Raw genomic sequence first — 13446 nt, 5'->3', positions numbered from 1 at the left:
AGGTCATCCACCGTCGCGGCCCCTGGCGCAGCTTTGAGGCCGTCGAATACGCCATATTGGAATGGGTCGACTGGTTCAACAACCGCCGCCTGCTTGAACCCATCGGGAATATCCCGCCCACAGAAGCCGAGGCCAATTTCTATGCAGCTCTGGAAATTGAAGCCATGGCCGCATAACTAACGTCAATCAGCCTCCGGCAAACTCGGCGCGGTTCATTCTTAGTTATGAGACACAGACTGATAGTAAGGGGCAGACCTCACATCAAAACCTATTAGACCTTCTCGATCAATTAAAAAGTCGACGAATAATTGAAGCTGATAAAATATCGCTAACTTCCGATAATGCAAGCTTCGTGTTGGCACTCATGAGGCACGCATCCCGTCTTGCCAGAACGAAGAGCTCCGACAAAACAATACCGATTGGCGTTGAACGTCAGGCAGAGGAAAAGCTACAGTTTTCGATGAAACATTTGAGAAATCGCTTCAATACTGTTGACGATTTGCTTCTCGAAGGACCGCAAAAAGTTCTGCTTGTTGGTCTCCCTGGCGCCGGAAAAAGCCATTCACTTTGCTCTGCTGCTGCTAAATTATCAAAAGTGTTGCAAGATGCCAGCCTCGCTGAGGGGGTAGACATCAGCGACATTATAATACCGATATCTGTAGATATGAAGCAATACGATGGAGATCTATGGAGCCTTGGAGAACACCCTGCCTGCAGGAGTATCGCTTGAACATCTTGTAATAAAATTTCAGGGTAAAGATTTTCGTGGATTCATTTAATGAGATGCCAAAGAAATATTGGACGGACGCGCAATATGAACTAGATCTAGCAAGTTTCCTGAAACGAATTTCGAAATCATCTATAGTAAATGCGTCTAGAACTTCACACGGTATCCCGGCCGATGAGTTTGAAACATTTACGCTGGCGAGCATTGATAGAGAGCTCGCCGAGGAAGCACTGGTGGCTGGTGGATTCCAGCTTGGCGGGGCATTTCAAGGCGAAATGGTTGAACTTGTAAGAAGGCCCTTTTTCTACCGTCTCCTATTGAATGGGAAAATTAGCGTCGGGAGCTCGCGCAACCCGAGATCAATATTCAACCGGATGTTTGACGAGTTGGGCATGAGATTTCGAAATCGCTTTCAGGTACCAGTTGACTTAATATTGATTTTGGAACGTGTCGCCTTTTCTAATCTAAATGCAGGTACCGAGTTTTTTAGTGCATTGGAATTGGAAGCGGAAATAGTAGCCGCATTGGAGGTCGTTGGTTGTGAAGCCGTCTTGCCAGATGATGTGATCAATTGGCTAATTTCCGATAGAATCCTTCAGCCTTTACCAAAACGGAAACTCGCCTTTTTTCATCAATCTGTCACTGAGTTTTTAGCCGCTTCGCATTTGGCAATTCGCTTCAAGCAGGACCAGTCGATCCTCAGAGAGGTTTTGCGCTTTCGCCGATGGGACCAAGCACTGATGCAGACTATGGCTCTACTGCCCAAACGAACGGCCAGCCAGTTATTGGGAAAAATTGTTGAAGCAGAACAAAAGCTAGCATTGCTGTCGTGTCAGTATCTGGAGGAAGATCGTGATCAGGTAATTCTCTCGATGTTAAAAAAGTGCATTTCAGCCCATGATGCGGAATTTTTCCGGGATTTGGGGCTTAGCTGGGCCATCCGAACTGACTTACCGCTAAATGCTTATCATGCTCCGTGGCTGCGAAAATGTGCCGAGAAGGGAGGAGTTCTGGGAAGTACGGCAGTAATTCGGTTAGCGGAAATTGGTGGATATGAAGAGAAGCCAGGGCTTATTAAAATGCTTCTTGAAGGCAAAAGGGACTATAATTTTCTGGCAAATGGGGTAGGAGAGTTGGCAAGGGGAAATGTGTCAAACTTGGCCGCAGATATTCTGTGCGACATAGCGCAGGAAAAAGGTACGCAAGACTGGTTGGATATTTGTATCAAATTATTATCAATATCGCCCCACAATGCAAGCGTTGCAGCCTACTTCATCCTCAATTTTCGTAAGAAAGGAAATAGCTTACTCTTAGATGCTGTGGGAGCAAAAGAACTCGAAATCATAATTCAAATCTTAATGAAGGGTGATGATTTTGCCCTCTCTGCTTTGGTTCAAATATGCGCAAATTCAAAGTCTTGCTCTCGGATTGTTGCACTGAAGGCTGAAGGAGAGAGCGGATTGAAGTCGGCTATTCTTAGGTATTGCGCTGATTCAGGTCACACAGAATTAATATTTGACGCCATTGAAGGCGCTGTCACAGGCACAATTGCTTTCGGCGGTAAAATCCGGGCGCTCACTCATGTGAAACTTGATTGGAATTACAATAACGAATTGTTTATAAGAGTTTTTAAATCGCGGCAAAAGCGCCTTATTGAAGGTATATTGCCAAGTGGCTTAGGTGAGGAGCTCGAAACGCTTGGTAAGGTGGACTTCGGCGATGTGGCCGACCTCATCTTGTACATAGATGAGCAGCTGGTCGTTAGTTCGGGTAAGAAGAATTGGTTTGAATCCCGTTTCGCCTCAATACTAGGCACTCATTGTGATCAGCAAACAATGTTTCGCCTTGTCGGGGTGCTTGGCGATGAGCAGTCAAAACACCGTGCCATCGTTTCCCAAATGGTGCTACCTTATTGCGAGAGTTTGACTATATCCGATCTGCCTGAACGCGCCATTTCGTTTTTGCTTGCTGAGATGAGGGCCTCTAAACGACATAAGTGGGGGCAATTCTTGATAGCTAAATTAGCAGATCAAGACTTCGTAGAGGAAAGGCTCTTGACCCTACTTGGTGAAGATAAAAGCCAATTTCAAGATAGCCTTAGAGCTGCGCTAGAGTATGTCAGGGCAGAAGATGAAGGATGCAAGTTGAAGGCGGCCTTTCAATCTTAGCGCGTTGCAGCGCCACGCCTAGGTCAAACAACAGGGCTTGCAGCGGTAAGTGAGGATCATACTCAGGCCAGCCGAATAAGTTGACAATTGTCACGGCGGTGCGCTGTCGTATACGGCCGCGCGTTCGCCTTAAACTCTAAGCCTCGCGCCGGGCTCGGCTCACGGCTTTCCGACGCTTTCCTGTGGCGCTGCTTGCGGTGCATTCATGCCAATGTCCGTGATCAGCCGTACCAGCCAGTCAACAAACACCCGGACCTTGTTGCTCAGGTGGCGGTTGGGCGGATAAACCACGTAAAGCGGGATGGGCGCTATGTGCCAGTCCGGCAGCAGTTCCACAAGTTGCCCGCTGGCCAGAGCCTCCGTCACCGCGAGGCGGACCACCTGACTCGCGCCGAGGCCCGACAGCACGGCGATCATGTGACTGCGCGCATCATTGACCGAGAGCACATAGCGGGGGGCGACCTCAACCTGCTCATCGCCGTTCCGGAACACGAACGGCATGATGCGGTTGCTGGGTGCCATGAAATAACTGACGCAGTGGTGGCTATGCTCGAAGTCGGACGGATGCAACGGGGTGCCCCGCTGTTCGATGTAGGACGGCGCTGCGCAGAAAATCAGGTCGAGTTGCCCCACGCGCCGCGCAATGAGCGACTGGTCTGCAGGTTGGCCGCCCCGCAGCGCGATATCGACGTTCTCGGCAAGGTAGTCCACAGTGCGATCGCCAACGCCTAGGTCAATCTGGATGTCGGGGTAGGTCCGACTAAAATCCTCTAGCGCGGGGATGACGAACCAGTCCGCGAAAATGCCTGCCATCTCCACCCGCAAACGTCCGCTTGCTGTCGATTGCGAACGTGAAAGGCTGCCGTCAAGCTCGTCGATCTCGGCGATGATGCGCTGCGCCCGCTCGTAGTAAAGCGCGCCGTCGGTAGTGACCATGACCCGCCGTGTCGTGCGATTGAGCAGCTTGGTCTTTAGATGGGCTTCAAGGTTCTGCACCAAGTTGGTCATCGTTGCCTTGGGCAAGCCCAGCACTTCGGCCGCACGCGAGAAATTCCCAGTCTCGACGACGCGGACGAACGCGCGCATGGCTGACAGCTGATCCAACTTTGAACGCCCACTCTTAGGTTATTGTTCGAATAGTCGAATAGTGTTGCCATAATTTCCTATCTTATTCAATACGGCGAACAGGCGTACCTCATGGCCCCAGCGGATTGGTGAGTGCCATATCTGAATGTCCCCCAAGGGTAGCGAAGCTATGACCGTCGAAATGAAGCAAGTGGTTCTGGAAAAGGTGGCCATCGGTCAGGTCTCCGCGCAGATCTATCAGGATGGCGAAGCCGCAAAGTGCTCGCCGGTGCTTTTGTATTTTCATGGCGGGGCCTTTTTGCGCTCCGGTCTCGAAGACTGTCCGCTGGCGCGGTGTTTTGCGGCTACCGGGGCCATCGTCGTGGTGCCGTATTACACCGCACCGCTGGGCGGCGTGTTTCCGCATCCCTTAGAGGTCGGGTTTTCGATTTTCTGCGCGCTGGCGAAGAAGCGCGCCGGGTTCGGTGATCGCAAATCCTTGCTGATCGTCGCGGGCGCGGAGGCCGGGGCTAATATCGCGGCAGCTGTCGCGCTGAAGGCTCGGGACCAATTTGCCAGCGAACTGGATGGTCAGGTGCTTGCCTCCCCGTTGCTGGACCCGTTCATGGGTTCTGCCTCGTTCCGCAATGCGGACGACATCGGCATGCGCCGTACGTGGGAAGCGGGTTGGGCACATTATCTAAGCGGTGGGATCTGTCATCCCTATGCCGCGCCCAGCATGTGCTCGCGCCTTGGCGGCGTTGCACCCGCCCTTGTGTTGACATCGCAGGATGATCCGCTGCGCGACGAAACCGCAGGCTATGCCAAGCAGCTGACGGATGCCGGTGCTTGCGTGCAGTCGCACACTCTGCCCGCCGCGACGGGATGGCCTTCCGTCTATGGCGGCACCGTCACCGATGTGCCAACTTGGCAAGAGGCGGTGGGTCGGCATTTTACCAATTTTATCCGCGATCTCGGCCCGTCCTGAGCGGGTCAGAAGCGCGCTGACATCATCCGGCATCCATACGCCGCAAGGAGACTAAAAATGACATCGATAATCAATCGCCGGGCCCTTGTTGGTGCCGGGCTTGGACTGGCTGCGCTTCTTTCGACCGCCGCCATAATCGTGGACCTGCCGCTGACAACGAAAGCCGCAGCAGCGGATGTGGCAGCGGCAGCCCCAGCCGTGCCCGTCACCATCTCTGTCATGCAGGCGCGGGACGTCAGCACTTGGCAGCAATTTTCTGGACGGCTCGAGGCGGTCGACCGCGTCGATATCCGCTCGCGCGTTGCGGGGGCCATCCAGTCTGTGGACTTCCGCGAAGGCTCGTTGGTCACAAAGGGCGACCTGCTGTTCACCATTGACCCCGCGCCTTATCAGACGGCCGTCGCTCAGGCCGAAGGTCAGATTGCGTCGGCTGAGGCAAGGCTGACGCTTGCCGAGATCGAACTGGGCCGCGGCCAGCAGCTATCTCAGAACAAGACGATCTCTGATAGCAGTCTTGACCAACGGAAAAACGCCGTGGCCGAAGCGCAAGCTGGCCTAAAGACCGCGCAGGCTGTCCTGCAGGGCGCACAATTGGAACTTAGCTACACCCAGCTGCGCGCGCCGGTCACGGGGCGTATCGGCAAGGTGGAGATTACCGCGGGCAATCTGGTTGCCGCAGGTTCCGCCTCGGCCGCGCTGACCACGCTTGTCTCGGTCGATCCAATCCATGCGAGCTTTGACGTTGCTGAAGAGGTTGCCGCGCAGATATTGGCGACGCTCCCAGCCTCCGACACCGCAGGCACCGGGCTTGAGCAAATCCCGGTCGAGATAGCCTCACCAACGGAAGGCGGCGCTCCGCTTAGGGGCAAGTTGCAATTCATCGGCAACCAAGTCGATGCGGCAAGCGGCACCATCAGTGTCCGGGCTGTATTCGACAATCCGAGCGGTAAATTGATCCCCGGCCAATTCGTGCACATCCGCATGGGTGAACCGAAAGCCGAGAAGCGGGTTCTTGTCAGCGAGCGGGCCATCGGCACCGATCAGGACAAGAAATTCGTCTATGTCGTCGGCGCTGACAATACGGTGGCCTATCGTCTCGTCCATCTCGGGGCCACTGCGGAGGGGGAACGCATCGTTGAAACCGGGCTCGCTGCGGGCGACCGGGTGGTCGTTAACGGCCTACAACGTATTCGTCCCGGCACGCTTGTCGCCCCTGAAACGGATGACGTTGTCGCCGCGCTGAACTAGCGGCTGCTGCGGAGCGTCGTTGGCGCTCTGTAATTTCAAACCTGCTTTTTGCTCGCCTGCGGGGATAGCCCCGCAGACGGATGACCTGTTGCTAACATTGCTCCGGAAAGGGCTTCGACATGAGTATCTCGAGATTTTTCATCGACCGCCCGGTATTTGCCGGGGTGCTGTCGGTTCTCATCGTCGTAGCGGGCCTGATCGGCATGAAATCGCTGCCGATTTCGGAATATCCGAATGTCGTGCCGCCCTCTATCGTCGTTCGTGCGGTCTATCCGGGCGCGAACCCGGTCGTGATCTCCGAGACGGTTGCCACGCCGCTTGAAGAACAGATCAACGGCGTCGAGGATATGCTGTATATGAACAGTCAGGCCACCTCTGACGGTGTGCTGACGCTGACGGCAACTTTCAAGCTGGGCACCGACCCCGACAAGGCGCAGCAGTTGGTGCAGAACCGCGTCGCGCAAGCCGAGCCCCGCCTGCCTGCCGAGGTGCGCGCAATCGGCGTTACCACCGTCAAAAGCTCGCCTGACTTCATCATGCTGGTGAACTTGGTCTCCGACACCGACCGCTACGACATCACCTATCTGCGAAACTACGCCACCCTCAACGTCAAGGACAGGCTGGCGCGCATCGAGGGCGTCGGACAGGTGCAGGTGTTTGGGGCCGGCGACTATGCCATGCGCATCTGGCTCGATCCCGAAAAGGCAGCCCAGCACGGTCTTGCCGCAAGCGATATCACCAATGCGATCCGCCAGCAGAACGTTCAGGCAGCGGCAGGCATCATCGGCGCGTCGCCATCGCCTTCCACCACGGAACTGCAGCTGAACGTCAACGCGCAGGGCCGTCTCGGCACCCCCGAGGAGTTTGGCGAGATCATCGTCAAAACCGGCACGAACGGCCAGATCACCCGGTTGCGGGATATCGCCCGGATCGAACTTGGTGCCGCTGATTACACTCTGCGGTCGCTGCTTGACGGTGAACCGGCCGTGGCCGTGGCTGTGCTACAAGCCCCCGGCTCGAATGCAATCGAGATCGCTGACCAAATCTACGCGACGATGAACGAGATGCAGCTTAACATGCCGGAAGGCGTCAGATACGAGATCGTCTACGACACGACCAATTTCGTGCGCTCGTCTATCGAGAAAGTCATCCATACCTTGTTCGAGGCGGTCGCACTGGTCGTGCTTGTCGTCATCGTGTTTCTTCAGTCGTGGCGGGCGTCGATCATTCCGCTGATCGCGGTTCCGGTTTCGATCATCGGCACCTTTGCCGTGATGTACGCCTTTGGTTTCTCGATCAATGCCCTAACGCTGTTCGGGCTGGTGCTGGCCATCGGCATCGTCGTCGATGATGCTATCGTTGTGGTCGAGAATGTCGAGCGTAACATCGACACCGGGCTTAGCCCGCGCGAAGCCACCTATCGGGCCATGCGCGAAGTGTCCGGGCCGATCATTGCCATAGCACTGGTGCTGGTTGCGGTCTTCGTGCCTCTCGCGTTCATCAGCGGGCTTTCCGGCCAGTTTTACCGTCAGTTCGCGCTGACGATCGCGATCTCGACGGTAATTTCTGCCATCAATTCACTCACGCTGTCGCCTGCATTGGCGGCGCTGCTGCTGAAAGATCGTCACGCGCCAAAGGATCGGCTGACCCGTGGCATGGACTTCGCCTTCGGCTGGTTCTTCCGGGGGTTCAACAGATTGTTTGGTTCAGCCTCTGCCACTTATGGCAAAGGCGTCGGCGGCCTGATGTCGCGCAAAAGCATCGTCATGGTGATCTATATGGCTCTGGTGGCGGGCACTTATTCTGTTTTCAACGCCGTGCCCGGCGGCTTTGTCCCGGCGCAGGACAAGCAGTATCTGATCGGCTTTGCCCAACTGCCCGACGGGGCGACGCTTGACCGCACCGAAGCCGTCATTGAGAGGATGAGTGCCATCGCGCTGAAACAGCCCGGTGTCGCCCATGCCATCGCCTTTCCGGGCCTGTCGATCAACGGCTTCACCATCGGCTCAAACTCTGGGATTGTCTTTGCCGTGTTGGATGACTTTTCCGAGCGCAAGTCGCCTGAACTGTCGGGCGATGCGATTGCCCTGCAGCTGAACCAGAAGTTTTCGGGCATCCAGGACGCCTATATCGCCATGTTTTCACCACCGCCGGTCAACGGGCTTGGCTCTACCGGCGGCTTCAAGATGCAGATCGAGGACCGTGCCGGGCTTGGCTACCAGGCGCTCGACAAAGCAACCAAGGATTTCCTTGCTCAGGCGAGTCAAGCGCCCGAGCTTGCCGGTCTGTTCTCTAGCTTCCAGATCAACGTTCCGCAGATATTCACCGACATCGACCGACCGAAGGCTCAGCAACTTGGAGTGGCGGTGACGGATGTGTTTGATACGTTGCAGATCTACCTCGGTTCGCTTTATGTGAACGACTTCAACGCCTTCGGGCGAACCTACAGCGTCCGTGTTCAGGCCGATGCGGCGTTCCGCGCCCTGCCAGAGGATATCGGCAGGCTTCAGGTGCGGTCGCAGTCGGGCGAGATGATCCCGCTGGCCGCCTTGCTGCGAGTCAAAAGCACCACAGGTCCGGAACGAACGACACGCTACAACGGCTTTCTGGCCGCAGATATCAATGGTGGCCCAGCCCCCGGATTTTCATCGGGTCAAGCAAAAGCCGCCGTCGAGCGCGTTGCCGCAGAGACTTTGCCGCCGGGCATTGGTTTTGAGTGGACCGATCTCACCTATCAGCAGATTTTGGCAGGAGATTCGAGTCTTGTCGTCTTCGCCCTCTCGCTGTTGCTGGTCTATCTGGTGCTTGCCGCCCAGTACGAAAGCCTAACGCTACCAATCGCCATCATCTTGATCGTGCCGATGGGCGTATTGGCGGCGCTGACGGGTGTCTGGATCACTGGCGGAGACAACAACATCTTTACCCAGATCGGGCTAATGGTGTTGGTGGGCCTATCCGCTAAGAACGCAATCCTGATCGTGGAATTCGCCCGCGAACTGGAGTTTGAGGGTCGAACCCCGGTCCAAGCCGCCGTCGAGTCAAGCCGCCAGCGGTTACGGCCGATCCTGATGACCTCGATGGCCTTCATCATGGGCGTCGTGCCGCTGATCACCTCCACGGGCGCAGGGGCAGAAATGCGCTCGGCCATGGGCGTCGCGGTGTTCTCCGGCATGATCGGCGTCACCTTCTTCGGCATCTTCATGACGCCCGTGTTCTATGTCCTGATGCGCCGGGTGGCGGGTAATCGACCGCTTGTTCACCATGGGGACGCCACCGAAGCCGACGTCGCGAGGCCCGCTTTGGTATCAGAATAGCCAGACAGACGGCCGCAATCACCTTTGCGGCCGTCGAAAACAGCATCAAACCTCAAGAGGATGTGCGGGGGCTGGAGCAGCCAGATAAGTACCCGGTGCGACGCCTAAACCCACCGCCACACTATTTCTGAGTCGTCAAAATTAATAACGAACTGCCCGATTCGTGGCTTTACAAACATACATGAATGTATGTATTAAGCCGCTCACACGATGGGCAGGCTATGCGTAGAAGCAAAGAAGACGCTGAACAGACTCGTATCGCTATTCTCGATGCGGCAGAGCAGATGTTCTGCGAAGCAGGCATTTCTGCCGCTACTCTCGAGAAGATTTCGCGCAGGGCGGGGATTACTCGCGGCGCAATCTATTGGCACTTTAAGGACAAATTGGATCTGCTGCGGGCGCTTCAAAAACGCTGTGAGTCGCCGCAGAAAATGATGATCCGGATGGCGGCGCAACAAGGGCATGACGATCCGCTTGGCCTTCTTGAGCAGGCTGCCGAAGACGTTTTGCTTAGTTTTGAGCAAAACGAAAACCAGCAGCGGATTTTTATCATCTTGAATGCACATTCTGCCGACCCCGAAAGCCAGGCTTGGATGCAAGAGATGAATGCCGATATGTTTCTGACGCTTACCGCTTTGCTTGATCAAGCCGAGCAGCAGGGCGGCTTGGCGCCGGATTTTTCTCCGACTGAAACAGCGGGAATTTTGATGGCGACGATGAACGGCTTGCTGAGTGAATGGTTGCGGTCAGGCAAATGTTTCTCACTTTCCGGTCTCGGAAATCGGTTCTTACGCAAGCAAATGACGCTTTTTCGTAAGCAGCTCATCTAACCAAAGTTTCCGATCTCTTCCTGACATCCATTTCCCGCCACCTCCTCAATCGCGAACAGGTCAATCCATGCAAAATCTCTTTCGAAATGCGCCGATGCGCGCTTCTTTCTTCGCGTTGGCGCTTTGCGTGGCGCCTGTGACCGCAAAGGCTCAGCAAGCGCCGCCGCCTCCGGCCGTGACAGTGCTGGCAGCCAAGGTTGGCGAGTACACGTTGACGACGCGTTTGCCGGGGAGGATTAAGGCGTCAACCGTCGCGGAAGTCCGGCCACAAGTTTCGGGTATCATCCGCGAACGGCTGTTCGATGAGGGCAGTTGGATCGAGGCGGGTCAGCCGCTTTACAAGATTGAAGTCGAGATTTATGCGGCTGCCGTTGCTGTTGCCAAGGCATCGGTAGCGCAGGCGCAGGCCAACTATAGCCTCGCTCTGTCGGACGCAAATCGCGCCGAGGAACTGTTGTCGACAAACGCTGGATCAGCTGCAAACCGCGATAAGGCCATCGCGGCAAGGGACGCGGCGGCTGCGTCGCTGCAAGCTGCCAAGGCGCAACAAATCAGCGCCGAGATTGACCTTGAGCACACAACGATCCGCGCAGCTGTCACTGGTGTGATAGGTCTGTCGCAGGCGAATACTGGGTCCTTGGTAGGCGCGCAGCAAGCAGCCACATTAGCGACGATCCGCACGCTTGACCCGATCTATGTCGATGTGACGCAATCGGCAAATGATCTGCTGCGCTGGAACAGCCCCGGCGCGATGCGCGACTTTATGCAAACCGCCGAAGCCACGATGATTTTGCCCAACGGCGCGGCCTATGGTCAAAAGGGTCAGTTAAAGGCCGCCGAGCCGCAAGTCGAGCCTACAACAGGCATGGTTACGTTGCGGATCAGTTTTGCCAACCCGGATTTCACTTTGCTGCCAGGACTGTATGTCGAGGTGGAACTGCCCCAGGCCACTGAAAAGAACGCGATCCTCGTGCCCCAAAGTGCTGTCATGCGTGATACCACTGGGGGTGCGAATGTGTGGATCGTCGAAGGCAATGCGCAGGGCGGAAAGCTCGCGGTGCGTCCTATTACGATCCTTGGCGCTTCAGGCGGCAACTGGGTGGTCACGGCGGGCCTAAATGCGGGTGATCAGATTGTGACGACGGGCTTCCAGAAGGCCGGACCGGGTGCTGATGTTGTGATCCTGCCGCCTGAGGGTGCGACTGACGTTGCCTCCGCTGCCGCGCCGACTGAAGGAAACTGATCCATGTCGCGCTTTTTTATCAATCGCCCGATCTTTGCGTGGGTTTTAGCAATTATCGTCATGGCCGTCGGTGTGCTGTCGGTCATGCGTTTGCCGATCTCGCAGTATCCATCCATCGCGGGCCCTTCGATCGTTATCAGTGCCAGCTATCCCGGTGCCTCGGCTGAGACGGCCGCTGATACCGTCGTTCAGATTGTCGAGAAAGAAATGACCGGGCTTGACGGGCTGCGTTACATCAACTCGTCCACCACCTCTACTGGTCAAATCTCGATCACCCTGACGTTCGAATTAGGCACAGATCCTGACATCGCGCAGGTTCAGGTGCAGAACAAGCTGGCGCAAGCGCAGGCTGGTCTGCCAGAAACTGTTACGCGGCAGGGTGTCACCGTAGAAAAATCGGCAACCGGGTTTTTGATGGTCGTCGGCCTCGTTTCCGACAGTGGAGCGCTGAGCAACATCGACCTTAACGACTATCTTGCGTCCAACCTTGTCGAGCCAATCTCGCGGCTCGAAGGCGTTGGTAAGGTTCAGGTGTTCGGCTCGGAATATGCAATGCGGATTTGGCTCGATCCGCTGAAACTTAAATATTACGATCTCTCGCCCCAAACCATCATCGCAGCTATTCGGGCGCAGAACGCGCAAATCTCGGCCGGGAGTTTTGGTGCAATGCCTGCGCCGGCTGGTCAACAGTTGAACGCAACGATCACCGCGCAATCGCTTCTTAGAACGCCTGCGGACTTTGAGCGCATCGTGTTGCGTGCCGATACCGACGGTGGTCTTGTGCTGCTACGCGATGTGGCACGGGCCGAACTGGGTGCTGAAAGCTACGAGATATCGGGCTTTTACAACGGCAAACCCGCCGCTGCGATGGCCGTGCAACTGGCCTCAGGCGCAAACGCGCTAGAGACCGCCACGCTGGTCGAAGCCAAAATAAAGGAACTGTCGCGGGCTTTCCCGGCTGAGACCAGCTATGTCATCCCCTACGACACCACGCCTTTCGTGCTGCTGTCAATTGAGGCTGTGATCGAAACGCTCATCGAAGCAATCGTGCTCGTTGTCATCGTGATCTTGATATTCTTGCACAATTTCCGTGCCACGCTAATCCCAACGCTCGCGGTTCCGGTGGTTTTGCTCGGCACGTTCGGCATCATGGCCGCTCTGGGCTTCTCGATTAATACCCTGACGATGCTTGCGATGGTGTTGGCCATCGGTCTGCTGGTGGATGACGCCATTGTGGTGGTCGAAAACGTCGAACGCATCATGCAAGAAGAAGGAATCGGCCCAAAAGAGGCGACTGAAAAGTCGATGGAGGAAATCTCCGGCGCGCTGATTGGCATCGCGATGGTTGTGTCAGCAGTGTTCGTACCGATGGCCTTCTTTGGCGGCGCGACTGGCGAGATGTACAAGCAATTCGCGGTCACGATTGTCTCTGCGATGGGGCTTTCGGTGCTGGTGGCATTGATCTTTACACCTGCGCTTTGCGCAACGATGCTGAAACCACATGCTCATGGGGGCAAGCGGCAGGGGATACTGGCAAAAATTGGCGGTGGTTTCTCTAGTTGGTTCGAGCGTAACTTTGGTCGTCTTACCAATGGCTACACCCGCATTGTGCGTGCGGCGACAGCAAGACCGCTAGGTATGTTGGTGATCTATGCGTTGATCGTGGCCGGAATGGTGTTTCTGTTCCTGCGCACGCCGACATCGTTCTTGCCAGATGAAGACCAAGGGTCGCTGATTACCATTGTGCAACTGCCTTCGGGTGCCACCGCAAGTGCTACCGAAGCGGTGCTGAGCAAAGTTGAGAATTACTGGCTGAAGGGTGAAGCCGCTAACACCGACGCGGTGTTCTCTGTCAGAGGTTTT

At 55.9% G+C, this 13446-nt stretch carries 9 protein-coding genes and 1 pseudogene; 9 read left to right on the top strand and 1 reads right to left on the bottom strand.

Translation table 11 applies throughout. From position 1 onward, the window contains the following. The 3 genes and pseudogenes from JWS10_RS10205 to JWS10_RS10195 all read left to right on the top strand — a co-directional run. Positions 1-176: pseudogene (locus JWS10_RS10205) on the top strand (IS3 family transposase); the annotation flags it as partial. Between the two features lie 176 nt (positions 177-352). After that, positions 353-730 (top strand): hypothetical protein, encoded by a 378-nt coding sequence (locus tag JWS10_RS10200; RefSeq protein ID WP_299506988.1) that lies wholly within the window; start codon positions 353-355, stop codon positions 728-730. A 35-nt stretch (positions 731-765) separates the two neighbouring features. After that, the gene (locus tag JWS10_RS10195) at positions 766-2895 is read left to right on the top strand and encodes a hypothetical protein (RefSeq protein WP_299506985.1); all 2130 of its coding nucleotides are present in this window, start codon (positions 766-768) and stop codon (positions 2893-2895) included. A gap of 159 nt (positions 2896-3054) precedes the next feature. On the opposite strand, the gene JWS10_RS10190 is transcribed toward JWS10_RS10195, so the two are convergent. Beyond that, on the bottom strand, positions 3055-3981 hold the full coding sequence (locus tag JWS10_RS10190; protein WP_299506983.1) for a LysR family transcriptional regulator: 927 nt from the start codon (positions 3979-3981) through the stop codon (positions 3055-3057). 169 nt (positions 3982-4150) lie between these two features. Between JWS10_RS10190 and JWS10_RS10185 the strand changes: the two genes are divergently transcribed. From JWS10_RS10185 to JWS10_RS10160, 6 genes are all read left to right on the top strand, one after another. Continuing rightward, positions 4151-4948 carry an alpha/beta hydrolase gene (locus JWS10_RS10185; RefSeq protein WP_299506980.1) on the top strand — a complete coding sequence of 266 codons (798 nt, stop codon included), beginning with the start codon at positions 4151-4153 and terminating at the stop codon, positions 4946-4948. A 57-nt stretch (positions 4949-5005) separates the two neighbouring features. Continuing rightward, complete coding sequence (locus JWS10_RS10180) at positions 5006-6196, top strand: efflux RND transporter periplasmic adaptor subunit (RefSeq protein WP_299506978.1); 1191 nt, start codon at positions 5006-5008, stop codon at positions 6194-6196. 119 nt (positions 6197-6315) lie between these two features. Continuing rightward, positions 6316-9510, top strand: coding sequence for an efflux RND transporter permease subunit (locus tag JWS10_RS10175; protein ID WP_299506976.1), 3195 nt, complete (start codon positions 6316-6318; stop codon positions 9508-9510). Between the two features lie 185 nt (positions 9511-9695). Further along, positions 9696-10340, top strand: a complete 645-nt coding sequence (locus JWS10_RS10170; protein WP_299477239.1) for a TetR family transcriptional regulator — start codon at positions 9696-9698, stop codon at positions 10338-10340. A 94-nt stretch (positions 10341-10434) separates the two neighbouring features. Next, positions 10435-11583 carry an efflux RND transporter periplasmic adaptor subunit gene (locus JWS10_RS10165; RefSeq protein ID WP_299506974.1) on the top strand — a complete coding sequence of 383 codons (1149 nt, stop codon included), beginning with the start codon at positions 10435-10437 and terminating at the stop codon, positions 11581-11583. Positions 11584-11586: 3 nt separating this feature from the next. After that, on the top strand, positions 11587-13446 hold a 1860-nt coding region (locus tag JWS10_RS10160; RefSeq protein WP_299506972.1), incomplete at its 3' end, for an efflux RND transporter permease subunit.

The sequence above is a fragment of the Cypionkella sp. genome (genome assembly GCF_028290025.1).
GTDB lineage: Bacteria > Pseudomonadota > Alphaproteobacteria > Rhodobacterales > Rhodobacteraceae > Cypionkella.
Note: the sequence above shows the minus strand (reverse complement) of the source record. Positions and strands in the feature narration are given on the sequence as shown.

Coding starts and splice junctions, on each gene's coding strand:
- JWS10_RS10190 (WP_299506983.1), bottom strand. CDS start 3,981: ATGCGCGCGTTCGTCCGCGTCGTCGAGACTGGGAATTTCTCGCGTGCG.
- JWS10_RS10185 (WP_299506980.1), top strand. CDS start 4,151: ATGACCGTCGAAATGAAGCAAGTGGTTCTGGAAAAGGTGGCCATCGGT.
- JWS10_RS10180 (WP_299506978.1), top strand. CDS start 5,006: ATGACATCGATAATCAATCGCCGGGCCCTTGTTGGTGCCGGGCTTGGA.
- JWS10_RS10175 (WP_299506976.1), top strand. CDS start 6,316: ATGAGTATCTCGAGATTTTTCATCGACCGCCCGGTATTTGCCGGGGTG.
- JWS10_RS10170 (WP_299477239.1), top strand. CDS start 9,696: ATGTATGTATTAAGCCGCTCACACGATGGGCAGGCTATGCGTAGAAGC.
- JWS10_RS10165 (WP_299506974.1), top strand. CDS start 10,435: ATGCGCGCTTCTTTCTTCGCGTTGGCGCTTTGCGTGGCGCCTGTGACC.